Origin of the sequence: Telluria mixta (assembly GCF_029223865.1) — a bacterium.
GTDB classification, from domain to species: domain Bacteria; phylum Pseudomonadota; class Gammaproteobacteria; order Burkholderiales; family Burkholderiaceae_D; genus Telluria; species Telluria mixta.
This window is the reverse complement of record NZ_CP119520.1, coordinates 4,874,905-4,901,259: the sequence shown is the minus strand read 5'-3', so window position 1 is coordinate 4,901,259 and position 26,355 is coordinate 4,874,905. Positions and strand designations below refer to the sequence as shown.

The window sequence follows — 26,355 nt, the reverse complement described above, 5'->3', positions numbered from 1 at the left end:
CGCTGCCGAGGCAGCGGTTTTTTACATCAGCGGTTCCGAGCTTACTGCATCGACGCCAGCTTCTGCCACGTATCGATCACCGAGTCCGGATTCAGCGACATCGACTCGATGCCCTGCTCCATCAGCCACACGGCGAAGTCCGGGTTGTCCGACGGCCCCTGGCCGCAGATGCCGACGTACTTGCCCTGCGCGCGGCACGCCTTGATCGCCAGGGTCAGCATGGCTTTCACGGCCGGGTCGCGCTCGTCGAAGTCCTTGGCCAGCAGCTCCATGCCGGAGTCGCGGTCGAGGCCCAGCGTCAGCTGCGTCAGGTCGTTCGAACCGATCGAGAAGCCGTCGAAGTATTCCAGGAACTGCTCGGCCAGGATGGCGTTCGACGGCACTTCGCACATCATGATGACGCGCAGGCCGTTCTCGCCGCGCTTCAGGCCGTACTTCGCCAGCAGCGCGATGACCTTCTCGGCCTGGCCCAGCGTGCGCACGAACGGGATCATGATCTCGACGTTGGTGAGGCCCATCTCGTCGCGCACGCGTTTCATCGCCATGCACTCCATCTCGAACGATTCGGCGAAGTCCTCGGCCAGGTAGCGCGCGGCGCCGCGGAAGCCCAGCATCGGGTTTTCCTCGTCCGGCTCGTAGCGCGAACCGCCGATCAGCTTCTTGTACTCGTTCGACTTGAAGTCGGACAGGCGCACGATGACGGGCTTCGGCCAGAACGCGGCGGCGATCGTCGCCACGCCCTCGGCCAGCTTGTCGACGTAGAACGCGCGCGGCGACGCATGGCCGCGGGCGACCGACTCGACAGCCTTTTTCAGGTCGTTGTCGATGTTCGGGTACTCGAGGATCGCCTTCGGGTGCACGCCGATGTTGTTGTTGATGATGAACTCCAGGCGGGCGAGGCCCACGCCGCCGTTCGGGATCGACTGGAAGTCGAACGCAAGCTGCGGGTTACCGACGTTCATCATGATCTTGGTCGGGATGGCCGGCAGCTCGCCGCGTGCCGATTCCGTCACTTCGGTTTCCAGCAGGCCGTCGTAGATCCTGCCTTCGTCGCCTTCGGCGCAGGACACGGTCACGAACGTGCCGTCCTTCAGCGTCTCGGTCGCGTCGCCGCAGCCGACGACGGCCGGCACGCCCAGTTCACGGGCGATGATCGCCGCGTGGCACGTGCGGCCGCCGCGGTTCGTCACGATGGCGGAGGCGCGCTTCATGACCGGCTCCCAGTTCGGGTCGGTCATGTCGGCGACGAGGACGTCGCCCGGCTGCACGCGTTCCATTTCGGACGGATCGTTGATGACGCGGACCGGACCGGCGCCGATCTTCTGGCCGATCGCGCGGCCCGACGTCAGCACGGTGCCCGTGCCCTTCAGCTTGAAGCGCTGCTGGGAATCCGTCGCCTTCTGCTGCGACTTCACGGTTTCCGGACGCGCCTGCAGGATGTACAGCTTGCCGTCGCGGCCATCCTTGCCCCACTCGATGTCCATCGGGCGCTGATAGTGCTTCTCGATGATGACGGCATACTTGGCCAGCTCGACGACTTCCTCGTCCGTCAGCGAATAGCGGTTGCGCTGCTCGATCGGCACGTCGACGGTCTGCACGGAGCGGCCGGCCTTGGCTTCCTTCGTGAATTCCATCTTGATCAGCTTCGAGCCGATGTTCTTGCGGATGACGGGCTTCTTGCCCTGCTCCAGCATCGGCTTGTGCACGTAGAACTCGTCCGGATTGACGGCGCCCTGCACGACGGTCTCGCCCAGGCCATAGCTCGACGTGACGAACACGACGTCCTTGAAGCCCGATTCCGTGTCGATCGTGAACATGACGCCGGCGGCGCCCGTGTCGGAACGGACCATGCGCTGCACGCCGGCCGACAGCGCGACCTCGGCGTGGGTGAAGCCTTTATGGACGCGGTACGAGATCGCGCGGTCGTTGTACAGCGACGCGAACACGTGCTTCATCGCTTCCAGCACGTTGTCGATGCCGACGACGTTCAGGAAGGTCTCCTGCTGGCCCGCGAACGAGGCGTCCGGCAGGTCTTCCGCGGTGGCGGACGAACGGACGGCGAACGACACTTCCGTGTCCGAATCGGCCACGAGGCGGTCGTAGAAGGCTTCGATTTCCGCCTGCAGGCGCGGCTGGAACGGGGTGTCGATGATCCACTGGCGGATCTCGGCGCCGCTGGCGGCCAGCGTGCGCACGTCGTCCACGTCCAGGCCTTCCAGGCGCTTGGCGATGCGCTCGCCCAGCGAAGGACCGCCGTCGATCGAGTGGTTCAGGAAGTCGCGGAAGGCCTGGGCCGTGGTGGCGAAGCCGCCCGGCACGCGCACGCCGGCCTCGGCCAGCTGGCTGATCATCTCGCCGAGCGACGCATTCTTGCCGCCGACCGACTCGACGTCGGTCATGCGCAGGGTTTCGAACGAGGCAACGTACACGCTCTCGCCGGCCGCTGTGGGATCGGGCGCCTTCAATACTGCATTCGACAGGTTAGTCATGGTAAAACACCTTTTTGATGATGGAAATCTGTACGGCGGATGGCCGACGGCCGGATGACGGACGAGCCTGGCTAGGCAGCGGCGGCGGGCCGAGCAATCGTTGCTCAAGGCGGGCTTCGCGCGGCAGGCTGGTCGAGTTTCCGGGGGATTTCTTGTTATTCTTGGCGTCGTAAAGCACAATCCAACAACCCGTTCCCGAGCATTTTACCGCGCACGACCGGGTTTCACAGCCCTAGGGGCTGCAACTTTGTCATTATCTGTCTAAAAAACATCATGTCCATCCCGAGCACCCCAGCCAATCCGAACGCCGCGCGCACCGTTTTCTTCGTCTCCGACGGCACCGGCATCACGGCGGAAACTTTCGGCCACGCGGTGCTGAGCCAGTTCGAGATGCGTTTCCGGCAGATCCGCCTGCCCTTCATCGACACGATCGACAAGGCCTACGCGGCCGCGCGCCGCATCAACGACGCCGCGATCGCCGACAACCAGCGCCCGATCGTGTTTTCCACGCTCGTGAAACACGACCTGTCCGCCGTGATCCGCGCCGCGCAGGGCATGCACATGGATTTGTTCCAGACCTTCGTCGCCCCGCTCGAGCAGGAATTGCGGGTGAAGTCGACGCACACGATCGGCCGCATCCACAACGTCGTCGACACGGAGGAATACAAGAACCGCATCGAGGCCATCAACTTCTCGCTGGCGCACGACGACGGCCAGTCGCACAAGAACCTGGCGGACGCGGACGTGATCCTCGTGGGCGTGTCGCGCTCGGGCAAGACGCCGACGAGCCTGTACCTGGCGATGCAGTACGGAATCAAGGCGGCGAACTACCCGCTGATCCCGGACGATTTCGAACGCAACAAGCTGCCGTCGGCGCTGCCGCAGTTCAAGCACAAGATCTTCGGCCTGACGATCACGCCGGAACGCCTGTCCGAGATCCGCAACGAGCGGCGCGCGGGCAGCAAGTATGCGTCGCTGGAAAATTGCCGCTACGAGGTCAACGAGGCCGAGCAGCTGATGCGGCGCGAAGGAATCCGCTGGCTGTCGTCGACCACCAAGTCGATCGAGGAGATCGCGACCACCATCCTCCAGGAGATCAAGCCGGACCGCCGAGAGTACTAGGGGTCAGCCAGGGGTCAGAGCCCGGTTTTTCTTTTAAGGGCTCTGACCCCGGTTCACACCACAACCTCCGACAGCACCCTGAACGGCACCCGCGGCACCAGGAAACACAGCGGTTCTCCGGCGGCCGGCAGATTGTCCAGCAGCGAACACGCGACGGGACCTGCCGGCACGAGCGGCTGCACCGCGTCGAGCGGGACCGGCAGGTCGATATGGGACAGCACGGGCTTCCCGAGCCGCGCCGACCAGCCCAGCGCCGCATCCTGGCAGGCAAGCATCTTCACGGCATCGTCCCACGAGCCAAACGCGGCGGCGAAGGCCGGCGGCAGCACGGGCTGTGCGCCTGGTGCCACCGTGTACGCCAATGCGGGCGCGCTGCCAGCGCCGGGTTCGATGCGCGTCGCGAACCCGTTTCCGGCGCGGCCGTGCGTAAAGCGCGCCGGCCGGTGCGTGCGCATGATGTCGCTGAACAGGCGCGTGACCGCCACATAGGCGCCGCTGTCCATCATGTTCTCCAAAAACCAGACCGTTTGCTGCGGCGCGCCCGGCGGCAGCGGGCCGTCCAGGTAGAGCCGCCAGTTGCTCTGCAGCGGCGACGGAAACAGGCGCCGCAACGGCCCCGCCAGCACCGGGCCGAAATGGCCGTGCCGGTACGTCAGCACCGTGAGCGGCGTCCTGCCGTCATGTTCCCACACGCGCAATCCGGCCGGCAGCAGTGCCGCGGCGGCGCGCGCATCGACCATCCACGTCACGTAGACGACGTCGGCCACGTCGCTTTGCAGCACGGGAAACGGCAGGCGTGAAAACACCGCGTGGCGCAGGCGCGCAAGGCCGCGCGCGTTCAGCAGGCCTTCGAGGACGCGTCCCGGCAGGCCAGGGAAAGGATGTCGGTACATTCGGTCACACCGGGGTCAGAGCCCAACCATCAACACCGGGCTCTGACGCCTCTAGAAGAAGTGCTGCCAGTCTTCCAGCCAGCCCGGGAATTGATCGGCCGGCATCGGATTGGCGATGTGGTAGCCCTGCGCATACGTGCACCCGAGCCCCTGCAGGAAATCCCAGTCCTGCCGCGTCTCGACGCCGACGGCGACCGACATGCGATCGAGACTGTGCGCCAGCCCCAGGCACGATTTCAGCACGGTGCCCAGCGGGCGCTTTTTCGACGCGCCATCCACGAACGAGCGGTCGATCTTGAGTTCCGAGAACGGGATGCGCGCCAGGATCTGCAGGTTCGAGCGCCCCGTGCCGTAGTCGTCGATGGCGAGGCCGAAGCCCATCATGCGCAGCCGCACGAGGCGTTCGATGAAGTCGGCGTCGAAGCTGAGGATCGAGGATTCCGTCATCTCGAACGTCAGGTAATCCGGCAGCACGCCGTGGCGCTGCATCGTCGACGTCACCTGGCGGATGAAATTCGGATGCGCCAGCGTTTCGGGCGCCAGGTTCAGCGAGATGGAGATCGGGATGCCCTGGTCGTGGTAGCGGCGGCACCGCTCCACCGACATTTCGAGCATCGTCCAGTCGAGGAAGTCGATGCGGTTGTTCGCTTCCAGCGCGCCGATGAAGGAAGCAGGTCCCAGCACGCCGTGCTCGGGATGGCGCCAGCGGGCGAACGTCTCCAGGCCTTTCACCTGGCCCGTCGCCAGCTCGATCTTGGGCTGGAAGAACGGTTCGAACTGGCGCTTCTGCAGGCCCACGCCCACTTCCGCGAACGTGAAACTGGGGGCGGGCGCTGCCGCCGGCGCGCGCCGCGGGGCCTGGTAGTTCTCCAGCAAGGCCCTGAGTTTCGTGCTCGTGACGGGTTTGGCGATCGTGCCGAGCAGGTCGACACCATGCGCCTGCGCGAGGCTTTCGACGGAAAACAGCACGCTCGCGGGCTGGGCGCCGACGACGATCAGCCGCACGCCCGATTTCAGCGCGGCAATCGCGCGCAGCAGTTCCAGGCCGTCCATGCCGCCCAGGTCGAGGTCGATGATGGCGACGTCCACCTTCGGCGTGAAGCTGGCCTGCAAGGTGCGAAGCGCCATCGGGCCGTCCGGCACGTCGGTGACGCGCGTGGCGCCCACCTGGCCGAGCGCCTCGATCAGCGCGCGGCGCTGCACCGGGTCCGCTTCCGCAACCAGGAAGTGCAAAGACTGCAACTGCGATTGCCCTATGTCCATCATTACTCCGTCTTGACCTGCACGAAGCGTAACCGAACAGGGTGCGCGCGTCTATGCCTGCTGCTGCTGGCGCAACTGCTCGAAGAAACACACGGCCGCGCACGCGGCCACGTTCAGCGATTCCACGGCGCCCGCATGCGGGATGGCGACGCGGTGCGTGGCCATGTTCAGCAGCGCGTCCGACACGCCCTGCCCTTCGTGGCCCAGCAGCCACGCGACGGGGCCGGACAGGTCCACGTCGTAGATCCGTTCGCTGGCATAGCCGCTCGTCGCCAGCACGGGCACATCTGCGTTCCGGATGAGGTCCGCGAGATCCACGTTTTCGAAGATCTCCAGCACGAAGTGGGCGCCCATCGCGGCGCGCAGCACCTTCGGCGACCAGATCGAGGCGGTGCCCGGGCTGCAATACACCTGTTTGATGCCCGCCGCGCCGGCGCTGCGCAGGATGGAGCCGGCATTGCCGGGGTCCTGCACGCCGTCCAGCAGCACGGCCGATTGCACCAGGGCGTCCGGCCGGGCGGGACGCGGCGTCTCGACGAGGAACAGCAGGTGGATGCCGTGTTCGACCTGCGACAGCGCGCCGAACAGCGCGTCCGGCAGCGACGTGGCCGGTGCCGTCACGCGGTCGACGATGGCGGCGACTTCCGGATTGGCCAGCGCCCCTTCGGACACGATGCAGTGCACGGGCTGCCCCACGAGGTCGAGCCAGGCCTGGCACAGGTGGACGCCGTCCAGCAGCGAGCGCCCCGCCTTGCGCAGCGCATGGCTGCTGCCGGCAAGGTGTTTCAGCTCCTTGTAGAACGGATTGTCCCGCGAGGTCACGCTCTTCATGCCAGCTCCGCGAACAGGTCCGGTTCAATCAGCGCGCGGACCGGCGCGAACGTACGCCGGTGCACCGGGCTCGGGCCGTGCTCGCGCAAACGCGCCAGGTGCAGCGCCGTCGAATAGCCCTTGTGCTGGTCGAACGCATACTGCGGATACGTTTCATGCAGCGCGACCAGGGCGGCATCGCGCGCCGTCTTCGCGAGGATCGACGCGGCGGAAATCGCGTGGACCTTGTCGTCGCCTTCCACCACCGCATGCGCGCGGATGTGCGGCGCGAACTGCGGGCAGCGGTTGCCGTCGATGAGGGCGATGGTCGGCACGGTCGCCAGCTGTTCGACGGCGCGGCGCATCGCCAGCATCGTCGCCTGCAGGATGTTCAGCGTGTCGATTTCCGCGTGCGAGCACTCGGCGATGGCCCACGCGAGCGCGTGTTCCCTGATCAGCGGAGCCAGCTCGTCGCGGCGCGCTTCCGTCAGCTTTTTCGAGTCGCGCAAGCCCTCGATCGGGCGGGCCGGATCGAGGATCACGGCGGCCGCGAACACGGGGCCGGCGAGCGGGCCGCGCCCGGCCTCGTCCACGCCGCAGACGATATCGTCCAGCGTGAACGGCCGGTTCTTCGGCGGCAGGCCGGGATAAAAATCGAACTTCTTCTTTCTCATGCTTTGCCTATCACCTGCAGCACGGCGCGGGCGCTTTCGCGCGCGCTGTCGCGCAGCAGGCTGTGATGCATTTCGGTGAAGCGTTCCTTCAGCTTCACCCGGTTGTTCTCGTCCGTCAGCTGGAACCAGACGGCCTCCGCCAGCGCTTCCGGCGTCGCCGCGTGCTGCAGGAATTCCGGCACGACGAAGTCGCGCGCCAGGATGTTCGGCAGCCCGATCCACGGCAGGTAGCCCATGTTCCGGATGAGCAGCCACTCGGCCTGCAAGACCTTGTACGCGATCACCATCGGCTTCTTGTACAGCGCCACTTCCAGCGTGGCGGTGCCGGACGCGGCCAGCACGGCGTCGGCCGCCGCGATGCACGCGTGCGATTCGCCGTCGATGAGCTGCAGCGGCAGATCCTGCAAACCGGCCTTCGCAACCAGCTCCTTAAAATACGCCTTCTGGCGTTCGCCCGCCATCGGCGCGATGAAGCGCACGGACGAATCGCGCGCCGCCAGCAGTTTCACGGTGCGGACGTACGGCTCCGTCAGGTATTTAATTTCCGACATGCGGCTGCCCGGCATGACGGTCACCACACGCGCGTTCTCGGGCAGGCCGAGCTGGCGGCGTGCGGCAACGACGTCGGGCACGAGCGGGATCGTCTCCGCCAGCGGATGGCCGATGTACGTGACGGGCACGCCGGCCTTCTGGTAAATCTCTTCCTCGAACGGGAAGATCACGAGCATGTGCGAGACAGCACGCTGGATCTTCTTGATGCGTCCGCCCCGCCACGCCCAGATCTGCGGGCCGACGAAGTGCACGGTCGGGATGCCCGCCGCGCGCAGCTGCTCTTCCAGTCCCAGGTTGAAGCCGGGGTAGTCCGCACCGATGAACGCGGCCGGACGCTCGGCCAGCAGGCGGTCGCGCAGGCGGTTCTGGATGCCCTTCAGTTCGCGGTAGCGCAGCAGCACCGGCAGCAGGCCCCGCACGGTAAGCGTGTCCATCGGGACGTCCGATACGAGACCCTGCTCCAGCATGCGCGGACCGCCGATGCCGGAAAACGCCACGCCCGGCAGGCGCGGCTTGAGCCCCGCCATCAGGCGCGACGCGAGCAGGTCGCCGGAGACTTCGCCGGCGACGAGCGCCAGCTTCACATTATCGGACGATGCCACGGCTCGCGTTGTCGAGGAAGTCGCGCATCGCGCGGATGTGCTGCGCGGCGTCGCCGGCGGCGGCTTCCTCTTCCGCCAGCTTGGCCTTGGCTTCTTCCAGCGTCAGGCCGGAACGGTAGATGGTCTTGTACGCGGCGCGGATGCCGTTGATCTGCTCGCGCGTAAAACCGCGGCGCTTGAGGCCTTCGATGTTGACGCCGTGCGCCTCGGCCGGATTGCCGGAGACGAGGACGAACGGCGGCACGTCCTGCGTGAGGCTGGTGTACATGCCGATGAACGCGTGGGCGCCGATCTTGCAGAACTGGTGCACGCCGCAGTAGCCGGAAAGGATCGCCCAGTCGCCCACGTGCACGTGGCCCGCGAGCTGCGCGTTGTTCGAGAAGATCGTATTACTGCCGACCTGGCAGTCGTGCGCCAGGTGCGTGTACGCCGACATCCAGTTGTCGTCGCCCAGGCGCGTCACGCCCGCATCCTGCGCGGTGCCGAGGTTGAACGTGCAGAATTCACGGATCGTGTTGCGGTCGCCGATCTCCAGGCGGGTCGGCTCGCCGGCCCATTTCTTGTCCTGCGGGGCGGCGCCCAGCGACGCGAACTGGAAGATGCGGTTGTCGCGGCCGATCGTCGTGTGGCCTTCGATGACGACGTGCGGGCCCACGACGGTGCCCGCGCCGATGCGCACGTCGGGCCCGATGATCGAATACGGGCCGACTTCGACGGTGGAATCCAGCTCCGCCTTCGGGTCGACGATCGCGCTCGGGTGGACCTTGCTCATCACTGTCCTGCCTTCTCGTTGGCGCGGATGGTGCACATCAGTTCCGCCTCGACCGCGACCTTGCCGTCGACGCTGGCCGTCGCCTTGTACTTCCAGATGCCGCGCGACGTGCGCAGGATCTCGATGTCCATCTTGAGCTGGTCGCCCGGCTCGACCGGACGCTTGAAGCGCGCGTTGTCGATGCCGACGAAGTAGACGACCGAGTTCTCGTCCGGCTTGACGTTCATGGTCATGAACGACAGGATCGCGGCCGTCTGCGCCAGCGCCTCGATCATCAGCACGCCCGGCATCACGGGCTTGTGCGGGAAGTGGCCGTTGAAGAATTCTTCGTTGACGGTCACGTTCTTGATGGCGGTGATGGTCTTGCCCAGCTCATAGTCGACCACGCGGTCCACCAGCAGCAGCGGGTAGCGGTGCGGCAGGTATTCCTTGATCTCGTTGATCCCCAGGGTCTTGTTGGTGGCGGTGGCTTCAGTCGTCATTTTTGTTCTGGTGCTTCGGTAAGTTGTTTGATCTGTTTTTCCAGGCTGCGCATCTTCTCGCGCAGCGAAGACAGGTTGCGCACGATGGCGGCGCTCTTTTCCCATTCGGCGTTCTTGGCGAGCGGATAAAAGCCCGTGTACTGCCCCGGCTCGAGCACGGAGCGCGACACCATGCTGCCCGAGGAGATATGGACGTTGTCCGCGATTTCCAGGTGCCCCAGCACCATCGCCGCGCCGCCGAACGTGCAATTCTTGCCGATCTTCGCGCTGCCGGCTACCCCCACGCAGCCGGCCATGGCCGTATTCGCCCCGATGCGGCAGTTATGGCCGATCTGGATCTGGTTGTCGAGCTTCACGCCGTCCTCGATCACGGTATCGTCCAGCGCACCGCGGTCGATGGTCGTGTTGGCGCCGACGTCCACGTCGTCGCCAAGCAGCACGCGGCCCGTCTGCGGGATCTTGATGTAGATGCCGTTCTCGCGCGCGAAGCCGAAACCGTCGGTGCCGATCACGGCGCCCGAATGCAGGATGCCGCGCTTGCCGATGCTGCAGCGCGCATGGAAGGTCACGTTCGCGAACAGGTGCGTGTCTTCCCCGATCTCCGCCTCGCGGCCGACGAAGCAGCCGGCGTCGATCTGGACGCCCGCGTGGATGACGGCGCCCGCCTCCACCGTCACGTTCGGGCCGATGTGCGCGGTCGGGTCGACCTGCGCGGTGTCGTGCACGACGGCGCTCGGGTGTATGCCCGGCGGCGGCACGACTTCGTCGAGCGACACGAAGTACTGCGCGGCGCGGGCGAAATAGGCGTACGGGTTGGTGGTGACGATGCGTGCGCCGGCGTACGTCGTGGCGACGGTGGCGTCGTCGAGCGGCGAGACGATCAGTGCCGCGGCCTGGCTCTGCGCGGCCAATGCGCGCAATTTGCTGTTGCTGAGAAAGCTGATGTGCGAAGCGCCGGCGCTGTCGAGCGGTGCGATGCCCTGGACCTCGAGGTCCGGGTCACCTACCAGCTGGCCACCGAAGCGTTCGACCAAATCACCCAGTCGAGTGCCCATCTTGGTCGTTCCGTAAAAGAAGTGAAAACTGCCGGCCGCTCATCAAGCCGGCCGGCGTCCGTGAAGCCTTCGCGGCTTATTTGTCGAGCAGTTTGAGGATCCGGTCGGTGATGTCGATGCGCGGACTGGTCCAGATGGCTTCCTGCAGCACGACGTCGAGGTGTTCCTGCTCGGCCACCTGTTCGATCAGTTTATAGGCTTTCTGCGCGATGGCGGCGCGCTCCTCGTTCTTGCGCTGGAACAGATCCTCGTTGTACTCGCGCTGCATGCGCTGCACGTCCTTCTCCATGTCGAGCAGTTCGCGCGTACGCTTGGTGCGGTCGACGTCCGAGAGTTTCGGTGCTTCGTCGTCGAATTTCTCGCGGCTCACCTTGTACTTCTGCACTGCGTCGTCGAGCTGCTTCTGGCGCTTGGAGAACTCGGACTGCAGCTTCGCGTCCGCCGCCTTGGCCAGCTTGGACTCGGTCATCAGGCGTTCCGTGTAGACGAAACCGATGCGGCCCACGCCGCTCTGCGCGGACGCCTGCGCCATCGCACCGGCGCACAGCAGCGCCACCACCAGGCTACGCGGCAGCGAGGCTAACGATTTTTTCAACATCATTCTTCGCAATCCTTGTCTCGGCGACGGGCCGGATCAGAAACCGGTACCCATCTGGAACTGGAAGCGCTCAAGGCGGTCGCCCGGCTTCGCGTTCAACGGCTTAGCATAACTCAACTTCAGCGGCCCCACCGGGGAAATCCACGACAGGCCGATACCTGCCGAGTAGCGGAACTGCGACGTGCGGATCGGTTCGTGCTCCTGGAAGATCTGGCCGCCGTCGGCGAAGGTGAACCAGCGCAGCGAGCGATCCTGGCCGCTGCCCGGGAACGGGAACTGCAGCTCGGCATTGCCGATCACGCGCTTCGCGCCGCCCAGGGCGTCGTACGTGTACGGGTCGACGATACCCAGCGACGAGCTCTCGTAGCCGCGCACCGAGCCGATGCCGCCGCCGTAGAAGTTCTTGAAGACCGGGTAGGCGTGACCGCCCAGGCCCGCGCCGTAGTCCAGCTCACCTTTCAGCGCGAGGGTCATCCAGCGCGTGACCGGGCGGTACCACTGGTGTTCGTAGACGATGCGGTAGTACTTGGCGTCGCCGATGAAGTCGACTTCCAGGTTGGCGCGCTGGTAGCGGCCGCGCGTCGGCGTGATCGCGGAGTCGCGCGAATCGCGGCCCCAGGCCACGGTCAGCGGGATCGCATTCGTCGTCGCCTCGCCCACGCCGGTGAGCTTCGCATTGGCATCCTTCGCGTTCTGCTGCACGAACTGCTTGTACAGGGTCGGCGAGCTTTCGTCCGTCTCGAGGCGGGTCTTTTCCAGGCCCGCGCCGAAGTAGACGGTGTCGATTTCCGAGAACGGCACGCCGAACGTCAGGTTGCCGCCCTGCTGGCGCACGGTGTACGAACCGATGTTCAGCGCCGGCGGACGCGACGTGCGCAGGTACAGCTGGAACGCGCGCGAGATGCCGTCGTCCGTGAAGTACGGGTTCGTCTGCGCGAACGAGATCGTGCGGTTGTAGCGGCTCGTGTTCAATTCCACGCCGACGGTATTGCCGCTGCCGGCGAAGTTGGCCTGCGTGACGGACGCCGTGAAGGTGAATTTTTCCGCCTGCGAGAACGCGCCGCCGACCATGAAGTTACCGGTCGGTTTTTCGACGACGGCGATGTTCACGTCCACGGCGTCGTTGGTGCCCTGCGCTTCCGGCGTCTCGACCGTCACGTCCTTGAAGTAGCCCATGCGGTCGACGCGGTCGCGCGACAGCTTCACCCGGTTCGGGTCGTACCACGAGCTCTCGAACTGGCGGAATTCGCGGCGGATCACTTCGTCGCGGGTGATCGTGTTACCCGAGATGGTCATGTGGCGCACGTACGCGCGCTTGCCCGGGTCGACGAAGAACGTGAAGGCGACTTCGCGCTTCTCGCGGTTGATCTCCGGGTTCGCGGTGACGTTCGCGAACGCGTAGCCGAAGCTCGCGAGGCGGTCGGCGATGCGCTTGTTCGATGCTTCCTGCAGGTCGCCGGAATAGGTCTGGCCCGGCCTCAAGAGGATCAGGTTCTTGAGTTCTTCCTCGCGGCCGAACAATTCGCCATCCATCTTGACGCCGGAGACGGTGTACTTCTCGCCTTCCGTGATGTTGATGGTGAGGTAGATGTCTTTCTTGTCCGGGGTGATCGAGACCTGCGTGGACTCGACGTTCACTTCCAGGTAGCCGTGATTCAGGTACCACGACTTGATGGTCTCCAGGTCGCCCGTCAGCTTCTGCTTCGAGTACTGGTCGGCCTTGGAATACCACGTGAGCCAGCCGGACGTGTTCAGTTGCAGCAGTTGGCGCAGTTCCTTGTCGGAGAACGCCTTGTTGCCGACGATGTTGATCTGCTTGATCTTGGCGACGTCGCCCTCGTCCACGTTGAACATGACGTTCACGCGGTTACGTTCGATCGGGGTGACGGTCGTGGTGATCTTCACGCCGTACAGGCCGTGCGACAGGTACTGGCGCTTCAGTTCCTGCTCGGCGCGGTCGACGGAGGCCTTGTCGAAGATCTTGGTCTCGCCGACGCCGATGTCCTTCAGCGCCTTGACGAGCATGTCCTTTTCGAATTCCTTGGTGCCGGTGAAGTCGACGGACGCGATGGCCGGACGTTCCTCGACGAGCACCACGAGCACGCCGTTCTCTTCTTCCAGGCGGATGTCCTTGAAGAAGCCGGTCGCATACAGCGCCTTGATCGCCGTCGTGCCTTTTTCGTCGTCGAAGGTCTCGCCCACGCGCACCGGCAGGTAGCTGAACACCGTGCCTGCCTCGGTCCGCTGGATGCCTTCGACCCGGATGTCCTTCACGACGAAGGGAGCGACGGCGGCGGCGTGACCGGCACACAGGGCCAGCACGGCTGCGCCGATCATGCTGCGACGGGAGGGCAAGGCAAAACGCGGCTGGGCAAAACGTTCGGGTTGTAAATTCATCGGTTAGATCAATGGGTCAGTCATTGGACAACGTTACGTGTTCTTTGCCCGAGCTTGTCCTGCGTAAGCCGGACACTCCGGTGCACGCCGCAGGCGCAGCGTACAGTTCGGAGTGCCGTGTGTTCAGAGCAGTCGCACCAGGTCGTTGAAGACGGCAAGCGCCATCAGCATGAACAGCAGGCCGACCCCGGCACGCTGCGCGATCTCGCCGATCCGCGCGGGCAAGGGGCGCCCGGTCAAAACTTCCAGCGAATAATACAGCAAATGGCCACCGTCCAGAACGGGAATTGGTAACAGATTCATTACACCCAGGCTGATGGAGATGAAGGCGATGAACTCCAGGAAGGGCTCCAGGCCAGAGCGTGCGGTCTGTCCGGCGACGTCCGCGATCGTGATCGGACCTGTCACGTTTTTCAGCGAGACCTCGCCGACGATCATCTTGGCGATCATCTTGACGGTCATCGCGCTCGTCTCCCAGGTGCGCTGCGCGCCCTTCGCCAGCGCGTCGAGCGGGCCCGCCTTCACGGTCACCATCTCCGGCGCCTGCGCGATCATCAGTTTGACCAGGCCCCTGCCCGACTGCGGGTCGCGGTCCGGCGTGAGGGGCAGCACGAGGTTCTCCGACCCGCGCTGCACGCCCACCTGCAGGGTCTTGCCGGCGGCGCCGCGCACGGCTTCGATGAAGGCGATGCCATCCGAGATCGGCTTGCCATCGATCGAGGTCACGAGGTCGCCCTGGCGCAGGCCCGCGCGCGCGGCGGCGCCGTCCGGCAGCACCTTGTCGACGCTGGGCCGCGGGCGCCACAGCTGCATGCCGAGGATGCCCAGCACGTCGCTGTCCACGTCCAGGCTGGCCATGCGGTCCGCGGGCAGCACGGCGCGGTACGGCGCCGAGTTCGCGCTTTTATCGCCCCCTGGGCCGCGCAAGGTCAGTTCAACCGCATGCTTGTCGATGGCGGCGCGCACGATTTCCCAGCGCAGCTCCGTCCACGACTGCACGGGTTTGCCGTTGACGGCGGTGACGACATCGCCGCCCCGCACGCCCGCCTTGTACACGGCGGACGCTTCCGGCATCGCACGCAGGCGCGTGCCCGGCTCCTCTTTCCCGTGCATGAACAGCGCGCCCATCACGACGATGGCGAGGATGAAGTTGGCGATGGGGCCCGCCGCCACGATGGCGATGCGCTTCCACACGTTCTGGCGCGTGAATTCGCGCGGCAGGTCGGCGTCGTTCGTGGGCACCGTCGAGGGATCACGCGCGTCGAGCATTTTCACGTAGCCGCCGATGGGCAGCGCCGAGATCGCCCATTCCGTCTGGTCCGGGCCGAAGCGGCGCGACCACACGATGCGCCCCATGCCGATCGAGAAGCGCAGCACCTTCACGCCACACAGGCGCGCGACGATGTAGTGACCCAGTTCGTGAAAGACGATCAGCGGTCCCAGCGCCAGCAGGAATGCCAGCAGGGTGTGGATCAGGTTCATGGTTATCTCCCGTCAGTACCCGCTCGGGTCAGGTGAACTCAGGCTCGCAGCGCATGCACGATGCAGCCGGCCGCGTCGCGGGCACGCGCGTCCTGGGCCATCACGGCCTCGATGCTGGTCGCCTCGCCATGCGGGTTCTCGTCCATCACGCGGCGCACGACGCGGTCGATGTCGCGGAAGCCGATGCGGCGCTCCAGGAATGCTTGGACCGCGATTTCGTTCGCCGCGTTCAGCAATGCAGGCGCCGTACCGCCCGCGCGCAACGCGTCGAAGGCGAGCGCGAGGCACGGGAAGCGGTCGAAATCCGGCTTGTGGAATTGCAGCGCGGCGAACGTCGTCAGGTCGAGCTGGTCGACGCCCGACGCGATGCGCTCGGGGTACGCAAGTGCATGGGCGATCGGCGTGCGCATGTCCGGATTGCCGAGCTGGGCCAGCACGGAGCCGTCCACGTACGACACCATCGAGTGGATCACGCTTTGCGGGTGGATCACGACTTCGATCCGGTCCGCCGGCGCGCCGAACAGCCAGTGCGCCTCGATCACTTCCAGGCCCTTGTTCATCATGGTGGCCGAGTCGACGGAGATCTTGCGACCCATCGACCAGTTCGGATGCTTGCAGGCTTCTTCCGGCGTCACGTCTTCCAGCGTCTCGACGGCGCGCTGCAGGAACGGGCCGCCGGAGGCCGTCAACAGGATTTTCGCCACGCCGGCCGCGTCGGGCGAACGTGCATACGTCCCGGGCAGCGACTGGAAGATGGCATTGTGCTCGGAGTCGATGGGGAGGAGCGTCGCCTTGTGCTCCTTGACGGCGTCCATGAACAACTGGCCGGACATCACGAGCGCTTCCTTGTTCGCCAGCAGGACCTTCTTGCCCGCGCGCGCGGCCGCGAGCGCGGGCGCGAGGCCGGCGGCGCCGACGATGGCGGCCATGACCGTGTCCGTGTCCGGGCTGGAGGCGATCTCGCACAGCGCCGCTTCGCCGTGGGCGACGTCGATCGGGAGGCCGGCCAGCAGGTCGCGCAGGCGCGCGGCCGCTTCCGGCGTACCGACGACGGCGCGCTGCGGACGGAACACGCGGCATTGCGCGGCGAGCGCATCCACGCGCTCGTGCGCGGACAGCGCGTAGACACGGTATTTGTCGGGATGACGTGCCAGCACGTCGAGGGTCGAGACGCCGATCGAACCGGTGGCGCCAAGGATAGTGATGCTTTGCATGTTGCGTTCCATTGTCAAGGTCGCTCCAACATGGGCGAGTCTGCCGGGTTTTATACACCGCCAGCGCCGAGTCATTCTGGCACGGCACGCGCGCAGGCGGCGCGCCGCCCGCATTGGAACGGCCTGGTGTCTTACAGCCGCGAGCCGATCAGCGCGGCGAGCGGCAGCACGGGGATCAGTGCGTCGATGCGGTCGAGCACGCCGCCGTGGCCCGGCAGCAGGTTGCTGCTGTCCTTCATGCCCGCCCGGCGCTTGAGCTGGGATTCGAACAGGTCGCCGACGATGCTGGCGGCCGTCATCAGCACGAGCACGACGGCCAGCACGGGCCAGCCGTACGTGTGCTGGACGCGCACGGCGAACGTCTGGTTGAAGGCGTCGCCGCCGAACTGGACCGACAGGCAGCCCAGCACGAGCACGGCGATGCCGCCGCCGATCGCGCCTTCCCACGATTTGCCGGGCGAGATCGACGGCGCCAGCTTGTGCTTGCCGAACGCCTTGCCGGCGAAGTAGGCGCCGATGTCGGCCACCCACACGATCGCGAGCACGGACAGCAGGAACAGCGGCGAGTGCGAATACAGGTCGACGATGGCGGCGAAACAGCCGACGACGGCGAACGCGTACACGAGCGACAGCAACGTGTTCGCGGGCGTGCCCAGCGGCGGCAGGCCGATCTTCAGCGAAGGCGCGAACCGGGCGATCCACAAGGCCACGCTCAGCGCGGCCCAGAACGACAGATTCGTGTGCCCCGTGAACACGGAGATCGCGAACACGGCGGCCCAGACCAGTGCGATCACGTGGGCGTTGTGCGTCTCCGGATTGAACAGCCGGAAGCATTCCCAGATGGCGGCGCCGAAGAACACCGTCGCCACGACCGCGAACGCCGTGTAGTTGTTGAAGTAAAGGACTGGCAGCAATATTGCCAGCAGCACGACGGCGGTAATGACGCGGGTTCTGAGCATCAGCGAGTTAGCCTTGTTTAGCCTTGTTGGCGACCTGTTCGCCGGTGCGGCCGAAGCGGCGTTCCCGGCTCTGGTAGGACGCGATCGCCGTGTCGAGCGAAGCGGGCGAAAAGTCCGGCCAGAAGGTGTCGGTGAAGTACAGCTCCGAGTACGCGAGCTGCCACAGGAGGAAGTTCGAGATGCGCTCTTCGCCGCCGGTGCGGATGAACAGGTCCGGTTCCGGCGCATAGGCCATCGCCAGGTGCTCGGCCAGCATCTCTTCGGTGTACTCGGTCACGCCCGGGTTGGCCGCGACCATCTTGGCGGTCGCCTGCATGATGTCCCAGCGGCCGCCGTAGTTGGCGCACACGGTGACGGTCAGGCGGCTGTTGTTGGCGGTGCGGCGCTCGGCGTTGGCGATCATGTCCTGCAGCTTCGCATCGAAGCGCGACAAATCGCCCACGACCTTCAGGCGGATGTTATTCGCATGCATCTTCGACACTTCGCGCTCGAGCGCGGTGACGAACAGGCCCATCAGGTAGGACACTTCGTCGGCCGGACGGCGCCAGTTTTCGGACGAAAACGCGAACAGCGTCAGGTATTCCACGCCACGATCCACGCAGGCTTCGACGATCTTGCGCACGGCGTCCACGCCCTTGACGTGGCCGGCCACGCGGGGCAGCAGGCGTTTGGTCGCCCAGCGGCCGTTGCCGTCCATGATGATGGCGATGTGACGCGGCACCTTCGGCGCTTCGGGGACTGCGGTTGTCGAACTTTTAAAAATCATAAATCTGGCCAAATGGCGGACTGCGCAGGAATTGCAACTAAAGGCGGAACGGACCGGTCAGGCCTGGCCTGCCGGTCCGACGTCCACAACGATACGCGGCGTACGGGAACGCCGCAATACGGATCACACCGTCATCACTTCTTTTTCTTTTTCGGCAACCAGCTTGTCGATGTCGACGACGGCCTTGTCGGTCATCTTCTGGACATCGTCCTGGGCGCGGCGCTCGTCGTCTTCCGAGATCGCCTTGTCCTTGACCAGCTTCTTCAGCTGCTCGTTGGCGTCGCGGCGCACGTTGCGGACGGCGATTTTCGCGTCTTCCGCTTCCGATTTGCACAGCTTGACCATTTCCTTGCGGCGTTCTTCGGTCAGCGCCGGGGTCGGCACGCGGACGAGATCGCCGAACGTCGACGGGTTCAGGCCCAGGTCGGATTCGCGGATCGCCTTTTCGATGACGTTCAGCATTTTCTTTTCGTACGGCTGAACGCCGATCGTGCGGGCGTCGATCAGGGTCAGGTTGGCGACCATCGGCAGCGCGGTCGGCGAACCGTAATAATCGACCATCACGTGGTCCAGGATGCCGGTGTGGGCGCGGCCGGTGCGAACCTTGGCCAGGTTGCCTCTCAGGGTCTCGATGGATTTCGCCATCTTGTCCTGGGCACTTTTTTTAACGTCAGCGACGGACATGCTGCTCTCCTGTATTTCTAACTATTGATTAAACGTGTACGAGTGTACCCTCGTCCTCGCCCATGATCACGCGCTTGAGCGCACCCGGCTTGACGATCGAGAACACCTTGATCGGCAGCTTCTGGTCGCGGCACAGGGCGAACGCGGTGGCGTCCATCACCTGCAGGTGCTTCGCGATCGCTTCGTCGAACGTGATCTGCTCGTAGCGGGTCGCGTGCGGATCCTTCTTCGGATCGGCAGTATATACGCCATCGACCTTGGTTGCCTTCAATACAATTTCGGCCGAGATTTCCGAGCCGCGCAGCGCGGCGGCGGTGTCGGTGGTGAAGAAGGGGTTGCCGGTGCCCGCGGCGAACACCACGACCTTGCCCTCTTCCAGGTATTGCAGCGCCTTCGGGCGCACGTACGGCTCGACCACCTGCTCGATGCCGATCGCCGACATCACGCGGGCGGTGATGCCCTGCTGGCGCATGGCGTCGGCCAGCGCGAGCGCATTCATCACGGTGGCCAGCATGCCCATGTAGTCGGCCGTCGCGCGGTCCATGCCCTGCGCACCCGGTGCAACGCCGCGGAAGATGTTGCCGCCGCCAATCACCACTGCCAGTTCCACACCCAGCTTCGACACCTCAGCCACGTCGGCGACCATGCGTTCGATGGTGGCGCGGTTGATGCCGAACGGATCGTCGCCCATCAGCGCTTCGCCAGACAGTTTGAGGAGGACTCGTTGGTAGGCTGGTTTTGTCATGAATGGGGCTCCTGTGATGATTGATATTTCGAATTCGGTACTGCACCGGCCGGGATCGCCATCCGGTTGTAAAAACGGGCCTTGCGGCCCGTTCTCTTTATTACTGCTTGGCAGCAGCCATCTGGGCTGCCACTTCCGCTGCGAAGTCGTCGACTTTCTTCTCGATGCCTTCGCCGACCACGTACATCGTGAATGCTTTCACGGTGGTGTTGGCGGCCTTCAGCATCTGCTCGACGCTCTGCTTGTCGTTCTTCACGAAAGCCTGGTTGAACAGCGACACTTCTTTCAGGTACTTCTGCACCGAACCGTCGATACGCTTCGCGACGATCTCGGCCGATTGCGGCTGCTTGCCTTCGGCGACGGCCTTGTCGGCGTCTTCCTTGGCTTTCAGCTGAGCAACCGAACGCTCTTTCTCGATCAGCTCGGCCGGCACTTGCTCTGCCGACAGGGAGACCGGCTTCATCGCGGCGATGTGCATCGCGACGTCTTTACCGACCTGCTCATCGGCGCCGTCGTAGTCGACGATCACGCCGATGCGGTTGCCGTGCAGGTACGATGCCAGCTTGCCGGTGGTTTCGAAGCGCTGGAAGCGGCGGACGGTCATATTCTCGCCGATTTTGCCGATCAGTGCCGTACGCACGTCGTCGAAGGTCTTGCCGTCGACCGGCAGGGCGGCCAAGGCGGCGACATCGGCCGGGTTGTTTTCGGCGACCAGCTTGGCAGCCAGGTTGGCCATGGCCATGAACTCGTCGTTCTTGGCGACGAAGTCGGTTTCGCTATTGATTTCGACCAGCGCGCCGATGTTGCCGGCGACGAAAGCCGTCACGACACCTTCGGCGGTGATGCGGGCTGCCGCTTTCGATGCCTTGCCGCCCAGCTTGACGCGCAGGATCTCTTCGGCACGTGCCATGTCGCCTTCGGCTTCGTTCAGTGCCTTCTTGCATTCCATCATCGGTGCGTCGGTCTTCGCGCGCAGTTCACCAACCATCGCTGCAGTAATCGCTGCCATGTCATTTCTCCTAAAAGTAGGAGCAAGCCGCCGTCTTCGACGGCTTGCATATTATTAATCTATCCAGAAACTGCTTGCAAAAAGGGGCGCTCGATCTTAGGCTCGGCGCCCCTTTACAGCTCAGCGGGCCGTGACCCGCCGGGAATTAAGCTTGCTCGGAAACTTCGACGAAGTCGTCAGCCGACTTGACCATCTCGGCGACTTCGTTGGTGGCGTTTGCACGGCCTTCCAGGATCGCATCGGCGACGCCGCGTGCGTACAGGGTGATGGCCTTCGACGAGTCGTCGTTACCCGGGATGACGTGGGTCACGCCTTCCGGCGAGTGGTTGGTGTCGACCACGCCGATGACCGGGATGCCCAGCTTGCCGGCTTCGGTGACGGCGCCCTTGTGGTAGCCGACGTCCACGACGAAGATCGCGTCCGGCACGCCTTGCAGGTCCTTGATGCCGCCGATCGATTTCTGCAGCTTGTCCAGTTCGCGCGAGAACATCAGCGCTTCTTTCTTGCTCATCTTCTCGACTTCGCCCGACTCGATGGCCGCTTCCATGTCCTTCAGACGCTTGATCGAGGTCTTGATCGTCTTGAAGTTGGTCAGCATGCCGCCCAGCCAGCGCTGGTCGACGTACGGCACACCGGCGCGCTGCGCTTCAGCGGCGATGATGTCGCGGGCCTGGCGCTTGGTGCCCACCAGCAGGATCGTGCCGCGGTTGGCGGCGATCTGCTTGATGGTCTTCATCGCATCCTGGTACATCGCCATGGTTTTTTCCAGGTTGATGATGTGGATCTTGTTGCGATGACCGAAGATGAACGGGGCCATTTTCGGGTTCCAGAAACGGGTCTGGTGGCCGAAGTGAACACCGGCTTCCAGCATTTCGCGCATAGTGACAGACATTGTATTCTCCAGGGTTGGGTCTTGAATGACGGCCGGTACACCCGTTTTCGGGCACCCTTTTCGGCCGCATTCGCGATTTACATTCAAAAATTGCTCGATACGGACACGAGCAACCCGAGATTCTAGCGGGATTTGACACGAATTTCAAGCTCGCGCACGCATGACCGTCGCCGCCGGGGGCAGCGGCCGGCGGCCCGGCCACGTTATGAATCACATATAATGACCGGCACAGAACTTATCGCAGAACGGATCAATATGGCAATTTCCATCAAGACCCCGGAAGACATCGAGGGCATGCGCATCGCCGGCCGCCTCGGCGCCGAGGTGCTCGACTACATCACGCCCTTCGTCAAACCGGGCGTGACCACCGGCGAACTGGACCGCCTGTGCCATGAATACATGGTGAATGTGCAAGGCACCGTCCCGGCCCCGCTGAACTATGCGCCGCCGGGCTACCCGCCGTTCCCGAAAGCCGTCTGCACCTCCGTCAACGACGTGATCTGCCACGGGATTCCGGGCGACAAGGTCCTCAAGAATGGCGACGTGGTGAACATCGACGTCACCGTCATCACGAAGGATGGTTATCACGGCGACAACAGCCGCATGTTCTTCATCGGCGAACCGTCGAAGCTGGCGCGCCGCCTGACGGAGATCACCTACGAATGCATGTGGCTCGGCATCAGCAAGGTGAAACCGGGCGCGCACCTGGGCGACATCGGCCACGTGATCCAGCAGCACGCGGAAAACGCCGGCTATTCCGTCGTGCGCGAATTCTGCGGCCATGGCATCGGCAAGGTCTTCCACGAAGAGCCGCAGGTGCTGCACTACGGCCGTCCGGGCACGGGCGAAGAGTTGAAAGCCGGCATGATCTTCACGATCGAGCCGATGATCAACGCGGGCCGCCGCGAGATCCGCGAAATGCCGGACGGCTGGACCATCAAGACGAAGGACCGCAGCCTGTCCGCCCAGTGGGAACACATGATCCTCGTGACGGAGACGGGTTACGAAGTACTGACGACGTCGGCCGGCACCCCGCCGCCGCCCGCCATCATCCAGCCGAAAGACACCGTCGCCGCCTGACCCGCTCCCATGTCCACGTCCACCGCCACCACGTCCTCGACCGCGCAACCGCTGCAGCCGCTGCAGCTGAAGCAACGCCTGAAAGCCGAGCGCCAGCTCGTCATCGCCGAGTTCCGCGAGAACGGCAAGCCGGAAAAACTGTTGCGCGGCCTGCGCCACAGCGTCGACGGCGTGCTGGCGGATGCGTGGCATGCGGCCGGCCTGCCGCCGGATGCCGCGCTGGTGGGCGTGGGCGGCTACGGCCGCGGCGAGCTGTTCCCGAATTCCGACGTCGACCTGCTGATCCTGCTGGGCAACCCGCCCGACGCGATCGCGCAGGCGAAGCTGGAAAACTTCGTGCAGCTGCTGTGGGACCTGGGCCTGGAAATCGGTCACAGCATCCGTACGGTGGACGAATGCATGACGGAGTCGGCCGCCGACATCACCGTGCAGACGAGCCTGCTGGAAGCCCGCCTCGTGACGGGCAATGAAGCCATCTTCAACGAATTGCTGCGCCGCTACGACGAGGCGATGGACGCGCAGGCCTTCTTCCAGGCCAAGACGGCCGAGATGCGCCTGCGTCACGCCAAGTACGAATTCACGCCGTTCTCGCTGGAGCCGAACGTCAAGGAAAGCCCGGGCGCGCTGCGCGACCTGCAGGTGATCCTGTGGGTGGCCAAGGCGGCCGGTCTCGCGAATTCCTGGAGCCAGCTCGCGATCCGCGGCCTGATCACGCGCGAGGAAGCGCGCCAGCTGATGGAAAAGGAGCGCGCCTTCAAGGACATCCGCATCCGCCTGCACCTACAGACGAACCGGAGAGAAGACCGTCTCGTGTTCGACGTGCAGACGGCCATTGCGGAAACGTTCGGCCTCACGTCCACGGGCGAGGGACTCGACGCGCGCCGCGCCAGCGAATACCTGATGCAGAGATATTACTGGGCCGCGAAGACCGTGACCCAGCTGAACACGATCCTGCTGCAGAACATCGAGGCCTACCTGTTCCCCACGCCGTCGCAGCCGGTGCCGATCAACCCGCGCTTCAACGAAGTGGGCGGCTTCATCGACATCGCCGCGGACGACACGTTCGAGTCCACGCCTGCCGCCGTGCTGGAAATCTTCGTGCTGATGACGGAACGCCCCGACATCAAGGGCATGACCGCGCGCACGATGCGCGCCCTGTGGCATGCGCGCACGCTGATCGACGACGCATTCCGCGCCAACCCGCAGCACCGCGCCCTGTTCCTGCGCGTGCTGCAGGCGCCGGTGGGTCTCGTGCACGCGCTGCGCCGCATGAACGACATGGGCATCCTCGGCCGCTACCTGCCGAACTTCCGCCGCATCATCGGCCAGATGCAGCACGACCTGTTTCACGTGTACACGGTCGACCAGCACATCATGATGGTCGTGCGGAACATGCGCCGCTTCACGATGACGGAGCACGCGCACGAATACCCGTTCTGCAGCCAGCTGATCGCCAATTTCCGCGACCGCTGGCTGCTGTACGTGGCCGCCCTCTTCCACGACATCGCCAAGGGCCGCGGCGGCGACCACTCGGAACTGGGCAAGGTCGATGCGCGCGAATTCTGCCGCGACCACGCCTTGTCCGAGGAAGACACGGAACTGGTCGTGTTCCTCGTCGAGCACCACCTGACGATGTCCGTCGTCGCCCAGAAGCAGGACCTGTCCGACCCGGACGTGATCCAGTCCTTCGCCCGGCTCGTACGCGACGAGCGCCACCTGACCGCGCTGTACCTGCTGACGGTGGCCGACATCCGCGGCACGAGCCCCAAGGTGTGGAATGCGTGGAAGGCGAAGCTGCTGGAAGACCTGTACAAGATGACCCTGCGCGTGCTGGGCGGCGAGCCGCCGTCGGCCGACCGCGAACTGCGCGCGCGCCAGCAGGAAGCCTTGGCCACGCTGCGCCTGTTCGGCCTGCCGTCGGACGCGCACGAGGCGCTGTGGAAGCAGCTCGACATGGCCTATTTCCTGCGCCACGACGCCTCCGACATCGCCTGGCAGACCCGCTGCCTGGTCGACAAGCTGGGGCGCGACAAGCCCGTCGTGAAATCGCGCCTGGCACCGATCGGCGAAGGCCTGCAGGTGACGGTGTACGTGAAGGACCAGCCCGACCTGTTCGCGCGCATCTGCAGCTATTTCGACCGCAAGAATTTCTCCATCCTCGACGCCAAGATCCACACGACGAAGGATGGCTACGCACTCGACACGTTCCTCATCACGGACGAACATTTCGCCAACAGCTACCGCGACATCATCAACCTGATCGAGCACGAGCTGTGCGAGGTGCTCGTGCACCAGGAACCCCTGTCGCCGCCGCTGCGGGGCCGGCTGTCGCGCATGTCGCGCAACTTCCCCATCACGCCGACCGTGGACATGCGCCCGGACGAGCGGGGCCAGTTCTGGGTGCTGGCGATCGGCGCCAACGACCGCAACGGCCTGCTGTACTCGATCGCGAGCGTGCTGGCGCGCTACCGGATCAATCTGCACACCGCCAAGATCATGACGCTCGGCGAGCGCGTCGAGGACGTGTTCCTCATCGACGGACAGGCGCTGAACAACCAGCGCGTGCAGGTGCAGCTGGAGACCGAGTTGCTCGACGCCGTGAAGATCTAAGTTAATGCGTCATTCCCGCGCAGGCGGGAATCCATACTGAGCCGCAGAATTCGATAATTCAAAACTGCTGCGGTCTCTCAACAGAGTGGCTTCGGCACTTCAGCATGGGTTCCCGCTTTCGCGGGAACGACGGTATTTGTTTCCGTAATTTTTTGAACGACCATGACCGAACCCGTACGCCTTTCCAAACGCATGTCCGAACTTGGCCTCTCTTCCCGCCGCGAGGCCGATGAGTGGATCGCGAAAGGATGGGTCCGCGTCGACGGCCAGGTGGTGTCCGAGCTGGGCAGCAAAGTCTTGCCGCACCAAAAGATCACCGTCGAACGCCAGGCAGCCGCCCAGCAGGCCAAGCGCGTGACCGTGCTGCTGAACAAGCCGGTCGGCTTCGTCAGCGGCCAGGCGGAAGACGGCTACAAGCCGGCCGTCGTGCTCGTGAAACCGGAAAACCGCTGGGCGGACGATCCATCGCCCGAGCTGTTCCACCCGACGCAGCTGAAATCCCTCGTGCCGGCCGGACGGCTGGACATCGATTCCGTCGGCCTCCTCGTGCTGACGCAGGACGGCCGCATCGCGAAGCAATTGATCGGCGAAGACACGTCCATCGAAAAGGAATACCTCGTACGCGTGCAGTACACGAAGCCGGGACGCCTGCCGGACGCCGACCTCAAGAAGCTGAACCACGGCCTGTGGATGGACGGCAAACCGCTGCTGCCCGCAAAAGTGCGCTGGCAAAACGACGACCAGCTCAGCTTCACCCTCAGGGAAGGCCGCAAGCGCCAGATCCGCCGCATGTGCGACATGGTCGGCCTCAAGGTCATCGGCCTCAAGCGTGTGCGGATCGGCCGCGTGAAGCTCGGCGACCTGCCGCCCGGGCAGTGGCGCTATTTAGGCGCAGACGAGCGCTTCTGATCCTCAATGCGCGTGCCGCATCTGTGTCCACGGATCCAGCACGCGCAGTTCATCGAGCACGGCCCGCGGCGCCTCGACGGTGCCGCCGCTGTCCTGGTCCCACTCCAGCCTCAGCTTTGATCGGCCCCTGCGCAAGTCCACGCGGACGTAATCGACCCACGCGTCTTCGGCATCGTATTCGAACGTCTTCATCCAACCGGTCCGCAGCAGCGCTTCCAGCGTCTGGCGCAGTGCGAATGGTGGGAGGTCCGAAATCGTTTCAGGGTGTAACTGGGGATCATTGAAGACGCCCAGGT

24 protein-coding genes are annotated in these 26,355 nt (G+C 64.7%); 4 read left to right on the top strand and 20 right to left on the bottom strand.

The features are described from left to right. Positions 1 to 41: 41 nt before the first annotated feature. Positions 42 to 2,399 carry a phosphoenolpyruvate synthase gene (ppsA, locus tag P0M04_RS21830; protein WP_259447862.1) on the bottom strand — a complete coding sequence of 786 codons (2,358 nt, stop codon included), beginning with the start codon at positions 2,397 to 2,399 and terminating at the stop codon, positions 42 to 44. A 363-nt stretch (positions 2,400 to 2,762) separates the two neighbouring features. Between ppsA and ppsR the strand changes: the two genes are divergently transcribed. After that, positions 2,763 to 3,611, top strand: coding sequence for a posphoenolpyruvate synthetase regulatory kinase/phosphorylase PpsR (gene ppsR / locus P0M04_RS21825; protein ID WP_259447033.1), 849 nt, complete (start codon positions 2,763 to 2,765; stop codon positions 3,609 to 3,611). A 53-nt stretch (positions 3,612 to 3,664) separates the two neighbouring features. Here the strand turns inward: ppsR and P0M04_RS21820 are convergent, their stop codons facing one another. The 18 genes from P0M04_RS21820 to rpsB all read right to left on the bottom strand — a co-directional run bounded on the left by P0M04_RS21820 (position 3,665) and on the right by rpsB (position 21,460). Then, the gene (locus P0M04_RS21820) at positions 3,665 to 4,504 is read right to left on the bottom strand and encodes a DUF2071 domain-containing protein (protein ID WP_259447034.1); all 840 of its coding nucleotides are present in this window, start codon (positions 4,502 to 4,504) and stop codon (positions 3,665 to 3,667) included. 51 nt (positions 4,505 to 4,555) lie between these two features. Continuing rightward, positions 4,556 to 5,767 (bottom strand): EAL domain-containing response regulator, encoded by a 1,212-nt coding sequence (locus P0M04_RS21815; RefSeq protein WP_259447035.1) that lies wholly within the window; start codon positions 5,765 to 5,767, stop codon positions 4,556 to 4,558. Between the two features lie 51 nt (positions 5,768 to 5,818). Continuing rightward, positions 5,819 to 6,598 carry a TrmH family RNA methyltransferase gene (locus P0M04_RS21810; protein WP_259447036.1) on the bottom strand — a complete coding sequence of 260 codons (780 nt, stop codon included), beginning with the start codon at positions 6,596 to 6,598 and terminating at the stop codon, positions 5,819 to 5,821. Beyond that, positions 6,595 to 7,251 carry a ribonuclease HII gene (rnhB, locus tag P0M04_RS21805; RefSeq protein ID WP_259447037.1) on the bottom strand — a complete coding sequence of 219 codons (657 nt, stop codon included), beginning with the start codon at positions 7,249 to 7,251 and terminating at the stop codon, positions 6,595 to 6,597. The genes P0M04_RS21810 and rnhB overlap by 4 nt, the downstream gene beginning before the upstream one ends. Further along, on the bottom strand, positions 7,248 to 8,405 hold the full coding sequence (lpxB, locus tag P0M04_RS21800) for a lipid-A-disaccharide synthase (RefSeq protein WP_259447038.1): 1,158 nt from the start codon (positions 8,403 to 8,405) through the stop codon (positions 7,248 to 7,250). Before lpxB ends, rnhB begins: the two co-directional genes overlap by 4 nt. Further along, positions 8,389 to 9,177, bottom strand: coding sequence for an acyl-ACP--UDP-N-acetylglucosamine O-acyltransferase (gene lpxA, locus P0M04_RS21795; RefSeq protein ID WP_259447039.1), 789 nt, complete (start codon positions 9,175 to 9,177; stop codon positions 8,389 to 8,391). Before lpxA ends, lpxB begins: the two co-directional genes overlap by 17 nt. Continuing rightward, complete coding sequence (gene fabZ, locus P0M04_RS21790; protein ID WP_259447040.1) at positions 9,177 to 9,659, bottom strand: 3-hydroxyacyl-ACP dehydratase FabZ; 483 nt, start codon at positions 9,657 to 9,659, stop codon at positions 9,177 to 9,179. The genes lpxA and fabZ overlap by 1 nt, the downstream gene beginning before the upstream one ends. Continuing rightward, positions 9,656 to 10,714: a UDP-3-O-(3-hydroxymyristoyl)glucosamine N-acyltransferase gene (gene lpxD / locus P0M04_RS21785; RefSeq protein ID WP_259447041.1), complete on the bottom strand. Its 1,059-nt coding sequence runs from the start codon at positions 10,712 to 10,714 to the stop codon at positions 9,656 to 9,658. The genes fabZ and lpxD overlap by 4 nt, the downstream gene beginning before the upstream one ends. A 76-nt stretch (positions 10,715 to 10,790) precedes the next feature. Continuing rightward, the gene (locus P0M04_RS21780; protein ID WP_259447042.1) at positions 10,791 to 11,315 is read right to left on the bottom strand and encodes an OmpH/Skp family outer membrane protein; all 525 of its coding nucleotides are present in this window, start codon (positions 11,313 to 11,315) and stop codon (positions 10,791 to 10,793) included. A 33-nt stretch (positions 11,316 to 11,348) separates the two neighbouring features. Then, on the bottom strand, positions 11,349 to 13,709 hold the full coding sequence (gene bamA / locus P0M04_RS21775) for an outer membrane protein assembly factor BamA (RefSeq protein ID WP_259447043.1): 2,361 nt from the start codon (positions 13,707 to 13,709) through the stop codon (positions 11,349 to 11,351). A gap of 123 nt (positions 13,710 to 13,832) precedes the next feature. Continuing rightward, positions 13,833 to 15,191 (bottom strand): RIP metalloprotease RseP, encoded by a 1,359-nt coding sequence (gene rseP, locus P0M04_RS21770; RefSeq protein ID WP_259447044.1) that lies wholly within the window; start codon positions 15,189 to 15,191, stop codon positions 13,833 to 13,835. 38 nt (positions 15,192 to 15,229) lie between these two features. Next, positions 15,230 to 16,405, bottom strand: coding sequence for a 1-deoxy-D-xylulose-5-phosphate reductoisomerase (ispC, locus tag P0M04_RS21765; RefSeq protein ID WP_259447045.1), 1,176 nt, complete (start codon positions 16,403 to 16,405; stop codon positions 15,230 to 15,232). A gap of 131 nt (positions 16,406 to 16,536) precedes the next feature. Further along, positions 16,537 to 17,364: a phosphatidate cytidylyltransferase gene (locus P0M04_RS21760; RefSeq protein WP_259447046.1), complete on the bottom strand. Its 828-nt coding sequence runs from the start codon at positions 17,362 to 17,364 to the stop codon at positions 16,537 to 16,539. A gap of 7 nt (positions 17,365 to 17,371) precedes the next feature. After that, entirely contained in the window at positions 17,372 to 18,130 is a 759-nt protein-coding gene (gene uppS / locus P0M04_RS21755; RefSeq protein ID WP_259447047.1) for a polyprenyl diphosphate synthase, read from the bottom strand. A gap of 123 nt (positions 18,131 to 18,253) precedes the next feature. Next, complete coding sequence (gene frr, locus P0M04_RS21750) at positions 18,254 to 18,814, bottom strand: ribosome recycling factor (RefSeq protein WP_105375944.1); 561 nt, start codon at positions 18,812 to 18,814, stop codon at positions 18,254 to 18,256. A gap of 28 nt (positions 18,815 to 18,842) precedes the next feature. Next, positions 18,843 to 19,559 (bottom strand): UMP kinase, encoded by a 717-nt coding sequence (pyrH, locus tag P0M04_RS21745; protein ID WP_105375943.1) that lies wholly within the window; start codon positions 19,557 to 19,559, stop codon positions 18,843 to 18,845. Between the two features lie 100 nt (positions 19,560 to 19,659). Further along, positions 19,660 to 20,568 (bottom strand): translation elongation factor Ts, encoded by a 909-nt coding sequence (gene tsf / locus P0M04_RS21740; protein ID WP_259447048.1) that lies wholly within the window; start codon positions 20,566 to 20,568, stop codon positions 19,660 to 19,662. Positions 20,569 to 20,713: 145 nt separating this feature from the next. After that, positions 20,714 to 21,460, bottom strand: coding sequence for a 30S ribosomal protein S2 (rpsB, locus tag P0M04_RS21735; RefSeq protein ID WP_259447049.1), 747 nt, complete (start codon positions 21,458 to 21,460; stop codon positions 20,714 to 20,716). Positions 21,461 to 21,715: 255 nt separating this feature from the next. Between rpsB and map the strand changes: the two genes are divergently transcribed. From map to P0M04_RS21720, 3 genes are all read left to right on the top strand, one after another. Beyond that, positions 21,716 to 22,540 carry a type I methionyl aminopeptidase gene (gene map / locus P0M04_RS21730; protein ID WP_259447050.1) on the top strand — a complete coding sequence of 275 codons (825 nt, stop codon included), beginning with the start codon at positions 21,716 to 21,718 and terminating at the stop codon, positions 22,538 to 22,540. Positions 22,541 to 22,549: 9 nt separating this feature from the next. Further along, positions 22,550 to 25,150 carry a [protein-PII] uridylyltransferase gene (locus P0M04_RS21725; RefSeq protein WP_259447051.1) on the top strand — a complete coding sequence of 867 codons (2,601 nt, stop codon included), beginning with the start codon at positions 22,550 to 22,552 and terminating at the stop codon, positions 25,148 to 25,150. Positions 25,151 to 25,312: 162 nt separating this feature from the next. Next, positions 25,313 to 26,059: a pseudouridine synthase gene (locus P0M04_RS21720; protein ID WP_259447052.1), complete on the top strand. Its 747-nt coding sequence runs from the start codon at positions 25,313 to 25,315 to the stop codon at positions 26,057 to 26,059. A gap of 3 nt (positions 26,060 to 26,062) precedes the next feature. Here the strand turns inward: P0M04_RS21720 and P0M04_RS21715 are convergent, their stop codons facing one another. Continuing rightward, positions 26,063 to 26,251, bottom strand: coding sequence for a hypothetical protein (locus P0M04_RS21715; protein WP_259447053.1), 189 nt, complete (start codon positions 26,249 to 26,251; stop codon positions 26,063 to 26,065). Positions 26,252 to 26,355: the final 104 nt, after the last annotated feature.